The organism is Enterococcus montenegrensis, assembly GCF_029983095.1.
Classification (GTDB): domain Bacteria; phylum Bacillota; class Bacilli; order Lactobacillales; family Enterococcaceae; genus Enterococcus_C; species Enterococcus_C montenegrensis.
The window spans coordinates 2,725,659-2,742,456 of record NZ_CP120467.1 but is presented as its reverse complement, the minus strand read 5'-3'; the positions used below and the strand labels follow the sequence as shown (position 1 = coordinate 2,742,456).

Below are 16,798 nucleotides of genomic sequence, written 5' to 3'. Positions count from 1 at the left end.
TCCTGCAACGTAATACTACACCATCGGGATAAGTTTTGATAGTAAGAGGAGCGTAAAAGTGATTCCAAAGATATAGGAATGTACAAAAATTATAGTTCAGTAGGTTAAAGATAATTAGCTGTTTTGCCATGCGTATCTTTCGAGTTATTTTCCCCCCTAAGCTACAATAAAAGTATGAAAAAAGCTGTTGGCTAAAAATTTTTTTATTTTTAGTGGCAGGAAGGTGGGAAAATATGGAAGCGTTACGGCAAACGTTGATAGAGCGAAAAGGCGAATTGGTTTCAGCGCTAGTTGAGCATATTAGCATTTCGCTAGTCGCCTTATTATTTGCGATGGTAATTGCGATACCGCTAGCGATTTGGTTGGTTAAATATAAGAAGTTAGCAGAAATTATGTTGCAAATTACCGGAGTCTTACAAACAATTCCGTCGTTGGCTCTCTTAGGACTATTGATTCCTTTAGTGGGGATCGGGACAGTGCCGGCGATTATTGCACTGGTGATTTATGCCCTCTTGCCGATTTTTCAAAGTACTTACATCGGTTTAAGTGAAATTGATCCTTCATTAGAAGAGGCAGCGGACGCTTTTGGGATGAGTCGGTTTCGCAAGTTGCGCAAAGTGGAGCTGCCGATTGCTTTACCGGTGATTATTTCTGGAATTCGTACGGCGTTAGTTTTAATTATCGGAACGGCAACACTGGCGGCGTTAATTGGCGCCGGCGGTCTGGGGACTTTTATTTTATTGGGAATTGACCGCAATGATACGAGTTTAATTATTATTGGCGCTGTGAGTTCTGCTTTATTGGCCATTATTTTTAGTACGGCTATTCGGCTGTTACAAAAAGTGCGGCCGCGGGTGATTATTACAAGCTTAGCAGCGCTATTTTTGGTAATCGGCGGTATTGGCTTGTCCCAATCAGCGCTCTTTCAACCTGAAAAAGTGACGATTGCCGGAAAATTAGGGGCAGAGCCGGAAATTTTAATTAATATGTACAAAGAATTAATTGAAGAAAATAGTGACGTGCAGGTGGAATTAAAGCCTAATTTTGGTAAAACGACCTTCTTATTCAGCGCTTTAAAAAATGATCAAATCGACATTTACCCTGAATTCACCGGAACAGTTTTGGAATCGTTGGTTCAAGTACCAAAAAAAGATACCGGCAAGCATTCGGCGGAAAAAACCTATACCTTGGCCAAAAATTTATTGGCTAAACAAGCGAAGCTAGAATTTTTAGCGCCAATGGCTTATGAAAATACTTACGCTTTGGCTGTGAAAAAGTCTTTTGCAAAAGAACATGATTTAAAAACAATTAGCGATTTGAAAAAAATCGAAAATCAGGTTCACGCTGGATTTACGTTAGAATTTAACGATCGTAATGATGGCAATAAAGGCTTGAAAGATGTGTATCAATTGCAGTTAAAGGTTAGTCAGATGGAGCCGGCTTTACGGTATACGGCCATTAATAACGGCGATGTGAATGTCATCGACGCCTATTCAACCGATAGTGAAATTAAGCAATATGATTTAATGACCCTACAAGATGACGCGCATCTTTTCCCACCTTATCAAGGTGCACCTTTAATGCGGCAAGATTTTGCTCAAAAGCATCCTGAAATTGTGAAAAGTTTGAATCGCCTAAAAGGAAAAATTACCGAAGCTGAGATGGTGGCCATGAATTACGCTGTAAATGTTGAAGGGCAAAAACCAGCAAAAGTCGCCAAGGATTATTTAGTGCAAAATGGACTTTTAGGGGGCGAGGGAAAATGAGCGATTTAGTTGTTTTTGACCATGTGGGGAAAAAATTTGATGACAGTACAGCATTAGAAGATGTTACTTTTCAGATTAAAACCGGTGAAATTTTTGTCTTAGTAGGTTCTTCTGGCAGTGGCAAAACGACTTCTTTAAAAATGATCAATGCCTTACATGTGCCTACTAGCGGGGATATTTATTTTAAAGATAAAAAAATTAAAGACTACGATACACAAAAATTACGCTGGCAAATCGGCTATGTGTTGCAGCAGATTGCGCTTTTTCCCACGATGACGGTTTTAGAAAATATTGAAGTTATTCCTGAAATGTTAGGCTGGAGTAAAGAAAAGCGTAAAGAACGGGCCTTTGAATTACTAAAAGCCGTAGAATTGGACCCAGAAGTTTACGCCAAGCGTATGCCGGGGGAATTATCTGGAGGCGAGCAGCAACGAGTGGGGATACTGCGCGCGTTAGCCGCTAAACCAGATGTTATATTGATGGATGAACCATTTAGCGCCCTTGATCCGATTTCAAGAGAGCAATTGCAAAATCTCGTTTTAACACTACACAAAGATTTGCAAAACACGATTGTTTTTGTCACCCACGATATGAAAGAAGCCATAAAACTAGGCGATCGCATTGCAGTGATGAAAGAAGGAAAGCTGATTCAATGTGATACCCCGGCAGAAATTGCGGCTAATCCGGCCAATGAATTTGTCGCCGAATTCTTTAAAGGGATAAAAGCAGTGGGTCAACCGCTACAGACAAAATTAGAAGTTGTTGTAAAAGAGGGCTTTTATACAAAAGATGAAAAAGCTACTTATCCGATTGTGGCACTGGGGGAAACTGTGCAGGCAAGTTTACCGCTGTTAGCAAAAAATAATGTACGGGTGGCAGAGGATAAAATAATTACCCCCGCGGATATCCTCAGTTTTTTAGCGGCTAATCCTTAAAGGGTTAACCTGACAAAAAGCACAATAAGATGCCTAAGTAGGCGTTAGCAGGTTTGGGACAATCATTAAAAATTAGTGGAGGGTGACAAGATGGAACATTATGATGTAGCAATTATCGGAGCCGGGCCGGCGTGTTTATCGCTAGCCTATGATTTAAAGGCAGCAGGAAAAACGGTGGCAGTAATAGAGGAAAACCTTTTTGGTGGAACGTGTCCGAATGCAGGCTGTGATCCAAAGAAAATTTTATTTGCAGTCGAAGAAGCCCGTAGTCGCGTTGCCCAATTTGTTGGCAAGGGCTTTTCTGAACAAGCTGTACCTAAAGTTGTTTGGGAAGATTTGATGGCCTATAAAAAAACATACACAGATCCTGTTTCTAAAGAAAGAATTGCAGGCTTTGACGCCAGTGGCATCAAGCATTTTCACGGACGAGCAACACTAGTATCTCAAAGTGAAATCGCCGTAACTGAGCAAAAAGAGCATACAATCGAGACAGACACGCAAGCACTTGTTTCTAAGACGCAGCATTTTACTGCTGAACAAATCGTTTTGGCTACTGGACAACGGGCGTATCTGTTGGATATTCCCGGTAAAGAGCACTTTTTAACCAGCACTGATTTTCTAGCCTTGCCTCATTTACCAGCGGAAATGATTTTTCTTGGGGCTGGTTATATCAGCTTTGAATTAGCGGCAATTGCCAATGCCTGTGGCGCCAAAGTGACAATTTTGCATCACAACGCCACACCACTGCGGGGCTTTGACCAAGACTTAGCCAAACAGCTCGTGACAGCGTTAGAAAAAAGCGGAATTCAGTTTATTTTTAATGAAAACATTCAACGTGTAGAAAAAAATGATGCCAAAATTTTGACAGTCACCACCGACAAAGCCACGTATCAAACCAGTGCTGTCATTTGCGCCACCGGCAGAATAGCCAACGTGGAAAACTTAGGCCTAGAAGAGTTGGGCATTGAAGCGAGCCGTCGCGGCATTGTAGTGGATGGACAACTAAAAACAAGCCAGCCCAATATTTTTGCGATGGGAGACTGCATTGCCAAAAAAGAACCGAAAATGACCCCGGTGGCAGGTTTTGAAGGGCGCTATTTAAGCCAATTGTTGTTAGGAAAAACAAGTGTGGATATTGCCTATCCACAAGTACCAACAGCTGTCTTTACCCTGCCGACATTAGCACAAGTTGGTGTAACCAGTGAAGAGGCTGAAAATAAACCTGATTTGTACAAAACGGAATGGTTTGACATGAGTAAGTGGTACAATTATTTTCGTACCAATGATCCGGTTGCCTTGGCTAAAATTATTTACGCAAAAGACAGCGGTGAAATTGTCGGTGCGGCTACATTAAATCAAAAAGCCGACGAATGGATCAATCTGATGACACTCGTCATCAATCTCGGTATCAAAAAAGAACAATTACAAAATATCATCATGGCATATCCATCTGTTGGTAGTGATTTGCAGTATTATTAAGTAGAAGTAGAAATAGAAAAAGAAGGTGTGACAAAAGTCTTGTCACACCTTCTTTTGAATATACGAAATTTTTCTAGCAATAAGTAAATCATACCCAAAATATGGAAGACTATTTGCGCATTATTCAAGTAATTGCTGTGGGGGACAGCAATTATTTTGACAGAGGGGATATTACCTACTTGGTTCTTAAAGCTAAATCTTTTTTCCCTTCATTTTTAATCAAGGGTGTGTCTTAGACAATAAAAATCACGATTTTAATAAATAGAAAAGTTGCATTTTTTACGCCTTTTATTCATGAAGATCTCACTACTTTGTGAAATTCAATCGTACATAATAAGAAAATTTGTTATTTTAAAAGATGCTTTCTTTTAAAATTTTCAAAGGTAGTGGCAATATGGTAAAATAACAAAGTAGCTAGTTTAAAAACTTTTTTAAACTTTTTTGTCACAAAATATTTGTGAAGTTTTAAAGAGAACATTTAGGGGGTTAAGCCATGTTTCAAATCGTAACGGATTCTTGTTGTGATATTCCGTTTCAATTTTTGGATGAAGCTGGTATTGCATTTTTGCCGATGTTGGTAGAAATTAATGGCAAAGAGTATGAAGATGACTTAGGGAAGACATTTGATGTTGATTTTTTCTATCAAGCCTTGAAAGATAAACAAATGCCAACGACTTCGCAAATTAATGTGGGGCGTTATTTAGAGTTCTTTGAACCCTATGCAAAATCCGACACTCCTGTTATTTATTTGTCTTTTTCATCGGGAATGAGCGGCTCATATTACAGCGCCCTTCAAGCGGTGGATGTTTTAAAAGAAGATTATCCGGATGCCCAAATTGCCGTAGTGGATACCTTGGCGGCGAGCTTAGGGCAAGGTTTATTGGTGTTAGGTGCAAAAAAACAACAAGATGCTGGTAAAACTTTTGCTGAAGTCATCGCGTGGGTGGAAGAGCATAAAATGTTGCTGCAATCTTGGGTAACTGTGGATGATTTAAAGCATTTGGAACGCGGGGGCCGGATTTCAAAATCAGAAGCGGCTTTAGGCGGTTTATTAAAGGTGAAACCAATTATTCATGTGGATGAAAATGGAAAATTGCAAAACGTTGATAAAGTGCGCGGCCGGAATAAATCGTTGCAAAAAATTGTAACTGAAACACTGAATAATCTGACTTCACGGGAAAATCAAATTGTTTATATCGCGTATTCGGGGGATGCTGCTGCGGCTGAAACAGTGCTTGCAACCATTGTCGAAGACGTAAGCATTGAAGATATCGCATGTCTGCCGCTGGGGCCGACAATTTCAGCCCATACCGGTTTGGGCTGTGTGGCAATTTTTACCTTTGGAAAAAATCGGAACGAAAAAGTATAACGAATAAAACTTTAGTCTGACAAAACAGGCTAGAGTTTTTTTGTAATTTTGTCTAAAAAGGAGCACAGTACATGAAATTTTATCGCAACTATGGCTGGATCTTACTGCTTTTATTTGTCCTCTGTGATGGCGGAATGCCCTATCTCTTAGGTGGGATGTGGTCACAATTTAGTCAAGTGCACCAAGTTGTTAGTGATTTGGGCAGCGTGACGAGTCCAGTTAAAAGTTATTTTGAACACGGTTCAATTTTAACGGGCAGTTTATTGTTAGTTTCATTACCGGCGATTAAATTATATTTTGCTGCCCCGATCTTCCAAGACAAACGGCGCGAAATTTTCTGGTTACTGCTTAGTATTGCCGCCTTTGCAATTGGTGATTGTATTTTTACTGGCGTTTTTTCCATCGATCATACAACGAGCGGTCTTACTTTAGCGACAATGATTCATGGTCTTGGCTCAGGAGCGGGAATTTTGGGCATGCTGGCAGCACCGTTATTGTTAGCGCGAATTTTTAAGCCAATCAATGCCACCTTTGCCAAAATTTGTGGCCTGATTTTTTTAGGTGCACTGCTAAGTGCAGGGGCCAATGGCTTATCCCAGCTTTTTGCCTTTAGTTATAAAGGAATTATCCAACGGGTTTCACTGGTGTTTTTATATTTACCCCTGGTAGCTTTAGCCCTTAAAATGCAGCAAAGATGGCCAAAATCACATAACTAATTTCGCTGGTAACGTGTTATACTTTAAAACAATATTTAAAAAAATTGTTGTCACCAAGACCGATAAAGGAGCGAATTTATGAACAAAGAGGCACTAAAACGACTGATTGACACTGCTGCAGGAAGAATACCGGCTGATTTAGTATTGAAAAATGCTCAAATAATTGATGTGTATCAAGCAGAAATTATGACAGGAGACATTGCACTTGTTGATGGCTTGATTGCAGGAATTGGCGCTGATTATGAAGGAATTAAGACAGTTGATTTAGCCGGCAAATTTGTCGCGCCAGGTTTTATTGATGCCCACATTCACGTAGAATCAGCTTATGTCACACCAGAGGAATTCGGGCGTTTATTGGTACCCCACGGCACAACCACAGTGCTAGCAGATCCCCATGAAATCGTCAATGTGCTGGGTTTAGCAGGGTTGGATTACATGGTGGCTGCCGCCAAAAAAACGGCTTTGGATATTCGTTACAACATGCCTTCTTGTGTGCCGGCAACCAATATGGAAAATTCCGGTGCCGTCATTACAGCCGCAGATATGCTGGCTTCCTTTGAAGAAAAAACAGTAACCGGTTTAGCCGAGTTTATGAATTTTCCAGGAGTAATTGCGGCTGATACTACTGTTTTAGATAAATTATTAGCAGCTAAAAAATACGGTCTGCAAGTGGACGGACACGCGCCAATGGTAACTGGTAAAGCGCTAAACGCTTATATCGCAGCTGGGATAAAAAACGATCACGAATGTTCAACAGTGGCTGAACTAAAAGACCGCATTGCTCGTGGCATGTATGTTTTACTACGGGAAGGGACTGTCACGCAGAATTTACGTACCCTTTTAAAAGGAGTGACGGATACGAATTACCAGCGTTGTGTTTTAGTTGCCGATGATTTACAGGCCAAAGATATTTTGGCAAAAGGACATTTGGACAATAGCATTCGCATTTGTATAGAAGAAGGGATCACGCCAATTCGTGCCATTCAAATGGCGACAATTAATGCTGCACAATGCTGTCAATTATCCGATCGCGGTGCCATTGCGCCAGGTTTGCGGGGAGATTTGGTCATCTTTTCAGATTTACAGGCGCCAGTTATTGAAGCGACCTATATAAAAGGAGAACGCGTTGCTGAAAATAACACCTATCTTCCAGAAGTAAAACGGGTTGCAACTAAAACGGTTCAATCTAGTGTTCATATCGCGAAATTTAAAAAAGAACAATTACAACTGCCCTTAACCAGTGATCGTGCGCGGGCGATTGAAGTGATTCCCCAAGAGGCGCTGACAAATGAAGCGATTGTAACCGTGAAACGAGCTGACAATGGCGAATTTGTGTATCAGCCAACAGAAGATGTGGTGAAACTGGCTGTGATTGAACGGCACAAAAATACTGGCAATGTTTTTGTCGGCTTGTTGAAAGATTACGGGTTGAAAAAAGGAGCAATTGGCATTTCAATCGCCCATGATTCCCACAATTTAATTGTCGCTGGCACAAATGACACAGATATGGAAGTGGCAGTTAAAGCCCTAAAGATTCAAGAAGGTGGCGTTGTCTTAGTCGAAGCTGGCAAAGTAATCGGGAGTATGGCATTGCCAATTGCAGGTTTAATGAGTGAGCTGACTGGCGAGGAAGTTGCCCGTCAAGAAGAAGCAATCAACCAATTGGCTCATGAAAAATTAGGCATCTCGCCAAAAGTTGACCCGATTATGACCTTAAGCTTTATGTCACTGGCTGTCATTCCTAACTTAAAGATCACCGACATTGGTTTAGTAGATGTAACCAAATTTGAAATCGTCCCTATTTCAGTTACAGAATAATTGTTTGGCCTGGTTTTAAACCATGATGAAGAAGATTTGCACAGTATAATTGCTCACTGTGCAAATCTTTTTTTGTAAAAAATTCGGACATTTTAAATTAAAATGTCAAATATACTTGACGTTACAAAAGATAAGTTTATAATTATTGCTAATAAGTCATATATATATGACACGAAAGAGGAACGCCGTGAATCAAGTAAAAATATACCGTAAAAATATGCAGCTTTCACAATTGGACTTAGCCAATCAAGTCGGAGTGGCACGCCAAACAATCAATATGATTGAAAATGATAAATATAATCCTACGCTTGATTTATGCTTGAGGATTGCCTGGGCATTAGAATCAGATTTAAATACACTGTTTTGGAGGGATAATGATGAAAATAACGCGGGATGATGTAGTAAAGCACTTTTTTGGCATCGAAGGTACGCTGGATGAATATAAACGCAATGAAGCAAATCGCATTGGAAATAATGCGTTCATTGGATTGTATAGTTATCTTTTATTTTCTTCGCTGATTGCACTAATGTTTGGTCTAAATCATCCGGAAAATGCGCTGTATGCACTGCTTGCTTGTAATATTTTAACTGTTGTTTATGGTGTCGGCATCTATATTATGAAGGCTAGTAAAAGTGCTTTGCTGACGGAAAACGAAGTAACCAGCGCCAATGTTGCGAGCGTTCGTAAATACAATCGCAAAAAAGGAATCCAATCTGCAATTTATTTTGGGATTACGATTCATCTTTTACAAGCTGTTTTTTCATGGGTAGCTGGAGATGGTTTTCTGGCGTATATAATTTCACCGTTTGAGCTAATTATTTCCTGTGGTGCGGGCATTTTATTTGGCATAACGACAATCTTTATGATGAATGCCAAAATTAGTGATATTGGCAAAGGGTAGAAAATAAAATGATCAAACAAAAAGTGAAAAGTTATGTAAAGTCGTCTGCTTTTATTGTAGATAGTTGTGTTTTTATCACATTATTAATTACCGTCAGGCCTTGGGTTAGTGGCAATCACCAGTTCTTGCGGGCCCTGGTACCCGTGGGGATACCAGCACTACTTGTCGCTCTTTCTTTTAAACGAAAAAAATAAAAACAGCTCTTTTTCAGTGGGTTAGTGGCAATCACGTAACCTTACTGAAAAGAGCTGTTTTTTTGTCATGTAGTTCATTACATTTTTTGATCTGTCTTAAAGTTGGTGAGTTATACGAGTGCATCAAGCTTTTCTAGGTGCCTAGCTTTCTGCACTAGCTTTATCGGCATTAAGCCGAAATTTCAAGAAATTTGAGGAACAATTTATTGAAATCCCGTCATAATGCTCAAAAGCTGACCGAGTGCATAAAGCTTTTCTAATTGTCTAGCTTCATGTGCCAACACTTTGGGAAAAATTCAAAAACTTAATTCTGATGAAGAGCATCAGAACATAAGTTTCCGATATTTTTCCAATGTGCTAGCCGGCACCTTCAGCTTTTCTTTCATGTCCAGCTTTCTGCACTAGCTTTATCGGCATTAAGCCGAAATTTCAAGAAATTTGAGAAACAATTTATTGAAATCCCGTCATAATGCTCAAAAGCTAAACGAGTGCATCAAGCTTTTCTAATTGTCTAGCTTCATGTGCCAACACTTTGGGAAAAATTCAAAAACTTAATTCTGATGAAGAGCATCAGAACATAAGTTTCCGATATTATTCCAATGTGCTAACCGGCACCTTCAGCTTTTCTTCATGTCTAGCTTTCTGCACAAACTCTCGGCGACAATAAGTCAAAATCTTGAGAAATTTGAAGAACAATTTATCAAGCTTTCGTCTTATTGCTGGAGAGCTGACCGAGCGCATAAAGCTTTTCTAGGTGTCTAGCTTTCTGCACAAACTCTCGGCGACAATAAGTCAAAAGCTTGAGAAATTTGAGGAACAATTTATCAAGCTTTCGTCTTATTGCTGGAGAACTGACCGAGCGCATCAAGCTTTTCTAATTGTCTAGCTTCACGCACTAGCTTTATCGGCATTAAGCCGAAATTTCAAGAAATTTGAGAAACAATTTATTGAAATCCCGTCATAATGCTCAAAAGCTGACCGAGTGCATCAGCTTTTCTAATTGTCTAGCTTCATGTGCCAACACTTTGGGAAAAATTCAAAAACTTAATTCTGATGAAGAGCATCAGAACATAAGTTTCCGATATTTTTCCAATGTGCTAGCCGGCACCTTCAGCTTTTCTTAATACCCGTAGCGAATTTCTGCTAGGCTGAGTAGTTTTTTGATCTGGTCGGAGGCTTCTTGGGAAAGTGTAATTTTATTTTTAGTTATACAATTAGATACAGAAACTGCCATGCGGCTTAAGATATAGGGGACGGCTGTCACACCTTCGTTAATTTCTTGTGCGTAATCAAAAAGCAGCTGGCGCAATGGCGCAGTGTTTGTGTCGGCGGGGATCAAACCTAAAATTGTCGAAATGTCACTTAAGGCGACTTCTGCACGTTCGCTACCGCCGCTAAACCATTTTATTTCTTTCATTTTCTTTTCACTCCCTTTTTCACAGGGTACTCCTCAATCAAAACAAATGCAAGGCTATTCTAAATTTTTAAAATATTTAGCGGTGATAGATTTTTCATCTGTTTTTTGTTATCAAATATATTTTCATCTCGTTTGAAATCAGACTATAAAGGTCATTTAGATGAATGTATAATCATTTGAATAAAATTTTATGTTATTTTTTATTGACAGAAGAAAAAAGTGTTGCTATTGTTATTGGAGTAAATCGTAATTATTTCGTTTTGATAAAGGTAAATCGTAATGGCAGCAAAAAGTTATCAGAGAGGTTAGAGAATAGAAAGGATTTGAAGCATGAAGAAATTGGGAATTGGTATAGTAAGTATGGTTGTACTAGGAATGCTGGCTGCTTGTGGGACAAATGCCAAAAGTGCAGAAAAGACAGCTGAAACTAAAAAAGATAAATTGGAAATCGTTACAACTTTTTATCCAATCTATGATTTTACGAAAAATATTGTAGGCGATGAGGCCAACGTCAAATTGATGATTCCGGCGGGTTCTGAACCACATGACTATGAACCGTCCGCCAAAGATATGGCGGCAATTCATGATGCAGATGTATTCGTCTATCACAATGAAAATATGGAAACTTGGGTACCTAAAGCGAAAAAAAGTTTTGCCAAAGATAAGCCCAATGTGATAGAAGGTACCCAAAACATGATTCTTTTGCCTGGTGGCGAAGAAGAACACGATCACGATCATGCAAAAGAAGGACATCATCATGAATTAGATCCTCATACTTGGGTTTCACCTCATCGGGCAATGAAGGAAGTAACGAGTATTAAAGAGCAACTGGCTAAACTTTATCCGCAAAAAGCCAAAGTTTTTGAAACGAATGCGGAAAAATATTTAGCGAAATTAACCCAGTTGGATCAAGAATACAGCGATAGTTTAAAAGACGCAAAACAAAAAAGTTTTGTCACACAACATGCGGCGTTTGGCTATTTAGCTTTAGATTATGGGTTGACACAAGTACCAATTGCCGGGCTTTCCCCAGAAGAAGAACCTTCTGCGAGTCGCTTGGGTGAGTTGAAGGAGTATGTGAAAGCTAACGACATTCGCTACATTTATTTTGAAGAAAATGCCAGCGATAAAATTGCCAAAACACTGGCAAATGAAGCAAATGTTAAGCTAGCAGTGCTAAATCCATTGGAAAGCTTGACCAAAGAGAAAATCGCTGCTGGTGAAGATTACATTTCCGTGATGAAAGAGAATTTGCAAGCGTTGGAAAAAACGGCGAATATTGCCGGCAAAGACGTGAAACCAGAAGAATCTCACAAGGCGGAGGTGAAAACTGTTGCCAATGGTTATTTTGCCGACAGCGCAGTCAAGGAGCCTAAATTAAGTGACTACACCGGTAAGTGGCAGTCCGTTTATCCATTACTACAAGCAGGCGAGCTAGATCAAGTCTTTGATTACAAAGCAAAATTAAATCAAGATATGACTGCCACAGAATACAAAAAATATTACGACACCGGCTACAAAACCGATGTAGAAAAAATTGACATTACCGATAATACGATCGATTTTGTGGTAGACGGAAAACATCACAAGTATGAATATGTGGCCAAAGGATACAAGATTTTAAATTATGAAAAAGGTAATCGGGGCGTGCGCTTTTTATTTGAAGCAAAAGGAGATGCTGGTCGTTTTAAATATGTGCAATTTAGCGATCACAATATTGCACCTGAAAAAGCAGTCCATTATCATATTTTCTTTGGTGGAAAAAGCCAAGCCAGTTTATTTGAAGAAATGCACAACTGGCCGACGTATTACCCAGATAATCTCACTTCCCATGCCATTGCCCAAGAGATGATGGCCCATTAAAAAAAGCTGTGAAACCTACTTATTTAGGTTTCGCAGCTTTTTTTGACTGTAAGACAAGGATAAAGGCTAAGGGCGATTTAAGCAAAAATCTCCGCCATTCGAGTTTTGACATCCGGATTTTCTAAGAATTCATCGTAAGTTGTCTCAGAACGATCCACAACACCTTTATCAGAAATCGCAATGATGCGGTTTGCTAATGTTTGGATAAACTGGTGGTCATGAGAGGCAAATAATAATGAACCCGTAAAGGCCATTAAGCCATCATTTAATGCGGTGATTGATTCCAAGTCTAAGTGGTTGGTTGGATCATCTAAAACCAAAACGTTAGATTTAGAAAGCATCAATTTAGAAAGCATGCAACGTACTTTTTCCCCACCGGATAAAACATTGACAGGTTTTAAAACTTCATCACCAGAAAATAACATCCGGCCTAAGAAACTCCGTAAGAAAGTATTGTCGTCTTCTTCTTTTGAAGCGTATTGACGCAACCAGTCCAAAATTGTTAAGTTGCTAGCAAATTCACTGCTGCTGTCTTTTGGCAAATAAGATTGTGTTGTAGTTACACCCCAACGAACGCTACCTGTATCCGGTGTGATTTCACCCATGATAACTTTGAATAACGTTGTTGTGACAATGTCATTATTAGCAACAAAAGCAACTTTGTCATCTTTGTTTAGTGTGAAGCTGATATTATCCAAGATTTTTTTGCCATCGATTGTGACGCTGACATTATCAACTTGCAATAGGTCGTTACCGATTTCTCGTTCTGGCTTGAAACCGACAAATGGGTAGCGGCGGCTTGAGGGTTTAATATCATCCAAAGTAATTTTATCCAACATTTTTTTCCGTGAAGTCGCTTGTTTTGATTTTGAAGCGTTGGCAGAAAAACGGGCGATAAAGTCTTGCAATTCTTTGATTTGTTCTTCTTTTTTCGCATTTTGTTGCGCTTGTAATTTCGTTGCCAATTGACTTGACTCCAACCAAAAATCGTAGTTTCCGACGTAAAGTTGAATTTTGCCAAAGTCTAGGTCGGCCATGTGGGTGCAGACTTTGTTTAAGAAGTGGCGGTCATGGGAAACGACAATGACCGTATTTTCAAAGTTGATCAAAAATTCTTCTAGCCAATTGATCGACTGAATATCAAGTCCGTTGGTTGGTTCGTCTAGTAAAAGCACGTCAGGTTTACCAAATAGTGCTTGTGCTAGTAAAACTTTAACTTTTTGACCGGCTGTTAATTCTTTCATTTGCAAGTGATGCAAATCTTCAGCGATGTTTAACCCTTGTAGTAAAACAGCTGCTTCTGGTTCGGCTTCCCAACCGTTTAATTCAGCAAATTCTCCTTCTAATTCAGCCGCTTTGATACCATCTTCATCGCTAAAATCTTCTTTCATGTAAATGGCATCTTTTTCTTTCATTACATCATATAAGCGTTTATGCCCCATAATAACTGTTTCAATCACTGTATATTCTTCAAAGTCAAAGTGATTTTGGCGTAAAACAGCCATCCGTTCGTCTGGACCAAGGGAGACATTCCCGGTGGATGGTTGCAACTCACCAGATAAAACTTTTAAGAAAGTTGATTTGCCGGCACCATTTGCACCAATTAAGCCGTAGCAGTTCCCCGGCGTAAATTTAATATTCACATCATCAAAAAGTTTGCGGTCTGAAAAATGCAAACTTACGTCACTAACTGTAATCATAAAATAATCCTCCTAATCGATTCTATTCCCCAAAAATTGAGCGGGCAAAAAAAGATGCGGCCGCATAACTTTAAATTTTGGATTCAGGTAAAGAATTACCTAAAAATTTAAAGGGGTCGCTGATGTTTTTAATTTTCCTACTATATATGTCAGATATATATGCAATCTTATAGCATTATATAGGCGCTGATGGGAAGTTGCAACCATATCTGGACATTTCCTGTTAAATTCAAAGTTTTTATTAGGAAATAGGTGGGGAAAATGGGATAAAAAGCAAAAAATACAACGTAAAACTAAAAAATAGCTAGCCTGTGCCTATTTTTACTCAAAATCAATTCCCTGCAAAAAAAGCTTAACTTTTGACCGTTTCCAATCACAAGCGTAACATTATTAATGTAGATAAGCGATATGGTGCCGCAATTTTTAGTGTGGCGCTACATCTGGACATTAAAAAAGGAAGGTGAATTGTAATGGAAAAAAGAAGTTTTGACTGGGGTTCTTTGATCTTAGGTATTTTATTTATTATTGTGTCATTAATGTCTTTTCGTGATCCTGTTGGCAATCTCGTTGCAATTGTCATTGTCTTTGGTGTATTGGCAATTTTGAAAGGGATTTTTGAAATATTCTTGCGGAACCGGTTTAAAGATTTAACTGGTTATAAAGCAAAAATGCCCATTTTGGTTGGGGTATTAGATATTTTAATCGGAATTTTCTTGTTGTGGAATATGCAAGCCAGCATTTTGGCATTACCGTTTGTATTTGCGATTTGGTTTATCGTGGATTCGATTTTTGGTTTATTTGGTTTAGAGGCTGCCAGAAAACTGAACAACGGCTATTTCTGGTTTTCGCTAATTGTTAATATTTTGGGAGTCATCGTTGGTTTCATGTTATTATTTAATCCGGTTTCTTCTGCTTTAACGTTAAGTTTTCTAGTTGGTTTTTACTTTATGATGTGGGGTATCACGCATATTTTGGTGGCATTTCGCTAAGAGTAAGCAGTTTAGATGAATAGTAAAATAGTCGCTCTCCTGTTCTTTTTATGCTACAGTTAAATAAAAAGAACGGGAGGTTTTTTTGTGCTGAATTGGATTTTACAACTGCAGCCCTGGCAACAAGCCTTAACGGGAACGGCCTTTACTTATTTTATGACAGCACTTGGGGCGGCGTTGGTTTTTTTCTTTAAGGAAATCAAAAAGGATGTTTTAAATTTGATGCTCGGATTTGCCTCTGGGGTAATGATTGCGGCCAGTTTTTGGTCATTACTTGATCCGGCAATTGCACGAGCAGAAGAAAACGGCTCGCAATTTCCTTGGTTAGTTGTAGCGATTGGTTTTGGGGCAGGAGGTTTATTTTTATACATAGCCGACAAGACGATTCCCCATATGCACTTTGGGCCAGATCATGAGCAAGAAGGATTGCCAACGCATTTAAAACGGACTATTTTATTGGTCTTTTCAATTACGCTTCACAATATTCCAGAAGGATTAGCTGTAGGTGTGGCATTTGGCGCAGCGGCCAGTGCTGATAATCCAACAGCTGCAGTCTTAGCTGCCATATCCGTTGCTTTGGGAATTGGGATCCAAAACTTTCCAGAAGGCGCAGCAGTGTCAATTCCGTTACGGCAAGAAGGCCTTAGTCGGACAAAAGCATTTATTTACGGACAAGCATCAGGAATCGTCGAACCAATTGCCGGCGTCATTGGCGCAATTTTAGTTTCAAGAATGACCGCCATTTTACCTTATGCTTTAGCTTTTGCAGCTGGTGCAATGATTTATGTCGTGGTAGAAGAACTCATCCCAGAAGCACAACAAGAAAGCTCCAGCCATCGCCATTTTGCGGTGTTTGGTACCATGTTAGGCTTTATGATCATGATGATTTTAGATGTAGCACTAGGCTAAAAATTTAATTCTTAAAAAAAGAGTGCCTCAAAACTAGGTTAAAGCCTAATTTTGAGGCACTCTTTTTTAAAGGGAGTAATATTTTTTCTTGTGAAAAAATATTGCTTTAATTTATTAGCACAAGCTGACTTTTCGAACTAGCTCCTTTCGGCCTTAAGCAGAAATTTCAAAAAATTTGAAGAACAATTTATTGAAATTCCATCTTAATGCTCAGAAGCTAAACGAGTTCGTAAAGCTTTTCTTATGTCTAGCTTCACAAACTAGCTCTCCAAGAAATAAGTCGAAATTTTCAAAAATTTGAGGAACAATTTCTGAAAATCTCATTCTTATTTTTTGAGAGCTAAGCGTAGTTTGTTCCGCTTTTCTTAGTGTCCAGCTTTCTGCGCTAACTCTCGGCGACAATAAGCAGAAATTTCAAGAAATTTGAAGAGCAATTTATTGAAATTCCGCTTTATTGCTTGAGAGTTGACCGAGCGCGAAAAGCTTTTCTTAATAATAGCGGCGGTTGTTGCGTTTTGTAGAAGTGCCGGTTAAAAAGCGGACGATCACAATTGCAATTAATAAAGGAATCCCAAAACGAAAGACCAATGCAATTAATGAACCTGCAATCCCCAACACTAAATTCAAAATGATCCCTGCGACAAAAAGGAAACCAATAAACATCAAAATGCGCATTAACATTGAATTATTTTCCATAATAACTCCTCCATTTATTTAAAAGCTTGCGTCAGCTGCCAAAAG

15 protein-coding genes are annotated in these 16,798 nt (G+C 39.1%); 12 read left to right on the top strand and 3 right to left on the bottom strand.

The window, feature by feature from the left end:
• Positions 1–233 precede the first annotated feature (233 nt).
• From P3T75_RS13135 to P3T75_RS13095, 9 genes are all read left to right on the top strand, one after another.
• Entirely contained in the window at positions 234–1,766 is a 1,533-nt protein-coding gene (locus P3T75_RS13135) for an ABC transporter permease/substrate-binding protein (RefSeq protein WP_206903022.1), read from the top strand.
• Entirely contained in the window at positions 1,763–2,701 is a 939-nt protein-coding gene (locus tag P3T75_RS13130) for an ABC transporter ATP-binding protein (protein ID WP_282461835.1), read from the top strand. Before P3T75_RS13135 ends, P3T75_RS13130 begins: the two co-directional genes overlap by 4 nt.
• A 90-nt stretch (positions 2,702–2,791) precedes the next feature.
• Positions 2,792–4,180 carry a dihydrolipoyl dehydrogenase family protein gene (locus P3T75_RS13125; RefSeq protein WP_282461834.1) on the top strand — a complete coding sequence of 463 codons (1,389 nt, stop codon included), beginning with the start codon at positions 2,792–2,794 and terminating at the stop codon, positions 4,178–4,180.
• A gap of 101 nt (positions 4,181–4,281) precedes the next feature.
• Positions 4,282–4,416, top strand: coding sequence for a hypothetical protein (locus P3T75_RS13120; protein ID WP_282461833.1), 135 nt, complete (start codon positions 4,282–4,284; stop codon positions 4,414–4,416).
• A gap of 257 nt (positions 4,417–4,673) precedes the next feature.
• Positions 4,674–5,549, top strand: coding sequence for a DegV family protein (locus P3T75_RS13115; protein WP_282461832.1), 876 nt, complete (start codon positions 4,674–4,676; stop codon positions 5,547–5,549).
• Between the two features lie 71 nt (positions 5,550–5,620).
• A complete protein-coding gene (locus tag P3T75_RS13110) occupies positions 5,621–6,265 on the top strand; it encodes a DUF998 domain-containing protein (RefSeq protein WP_282461831.1) in 645 nt (214 codons plus the stop codon).
• 78 nt (positions 6,266–6,343) lie between these two features.
• Positions 6,344–8,083 carry an adenine deaminase gene (ade, locus tag P3T75_RS13105; protein ID WP_282461830.1) on the top strand — a complete coding sequence of 580 codons (1,740 nt, stop codon included), beginning with the start codon at positions 6,344–6,346 and terminating at the stop codon, positions 8,081–8,083.
• A 187-nt stretch (positions 8,084–8,270) separates the two neighbouring features.
• Positions 8,271–8,480 carry a helix-turn-helix transcriptional regulator gene (locus P3T75_RS13100; RefSeq protein ID WP_206903028.1) on the top strand — a complete coding sequence of 70 codons (210 nt, stop codon included), beginning with the start codon at positions 8,271–8,273 and terminating at the stop codon, positions 8,478–8,480.
• Positions 8,458–8,985 (top strand): DUF3278 domain-containing protein, encoded by a 528-nt coding sequence (locus tag P3T75_RS13095; protein ID WP_282461829.1) that lies wholly within the window; start codon positions 8,458–8,460, stop codon positions 8,983–8,985. Before P3T75_RS13100 ends, P3T75_RS13095 begins: the two co-directional genes overlap by 23 nt.
• Before the next feature lie 1,314 nt (positions 8,986–10,299).
• On the opposite strand, the gene P3T75_RS13090 is transcribed toward P3T75_RS13095, so the two are convergent.
• Positions 10,300–10,596: a bacteriocin immunity protein gene (locus tag P3T75_RS13090; RefSeq protein WP_282461828.1), complete on the bottom strand. Its 297-nt coding sequence runs from the start codon at positions 10,594–10,596 to the stop codon at positions 10,300–10,302.
• A 330-nt stretch (positions 10,597–10,926) separates the two neighbouring features.
• Here P3T75_RS13090 and P3T75_RS13085 point away from each other — a divergent pair, with 330 nt between their 5' ends.
• A complete protein-coding gene (locus tag P3T75_RS13085; RefSeq protein ID WP_282461827.1) occupies positions 10,927–12,459 on the top strand; it encodes a zinc ABC transporter substrate-binding protein AdcA in 1,533 nt (510 codons plus the stop codon).
• A gap of 77 nt (positions 12,460–12,536) precedes the next feature.
• On the opposite strand, the gene P3T75_RS13080 is transcribed toward P3T75_RS13085, so the two are convergent.
• A complete protein-coding gene (locus P3T75_RS13080) occupies positions 12,537–14,159 on the bottom strand; it encodes an ABC-F family ATP-binding cassette domain-containing protein (RefSeq protein ID WP_206903032.1) in 1,623 nt (540 codons plus the stop codon).
• 470 nt (positions 14,160–14,629) lie between these two features.
• Here P3T75_RS13080 and P3T75_RS13075 point away from each other — a divergent pair, with 470 nt between their 5' ends.
• Together P3T75_RS13075 and P3T75_RS13070 are read left to right on the top strand one after the other, a co-directional pair.
• Positions 14,630–15,148, top strand: coding sequence for an HdeD family acid-resistance protein (locus P3T75_RS13075; RefSeq protein WP_282461826.1), 519 nt, complete (start codon positions 14,630–14,632; stop codon positions 15,146–15,148).
• A gap of 87 nt (positions 15,149–15,235) precedes the next feature.
• Positions 15,236–16,057 carry a ZIP family metal transporter gene (locus tag P3T75_RS13070; RefSeq protein WP_206903034.1) on the top strand — a complete coding sequence of 274 codons (822 nt, stop codon included), beginning with the start codon at positions 15,236–15,238 and terminating at the stop codon, positions 16,055–16,057.
• 489 nt (positions 16,058–16,546) lie between these two features.
• Here the strand turns inward: P3T75_RS13070 and P3T75_RS13065 are convergent, their stop codons facing one another.
• A complete protein-coding gene (locus P3T75_RS13065) occupies positions 16,547–16,753 on the bottom strand; it encodes a hypothetical protein (protein ID WP_206903035.1) in 207 nt (68 codons plus the stop codon).
• Positions 16,754–16,798 lie beyond the last annotated feature (45 nt).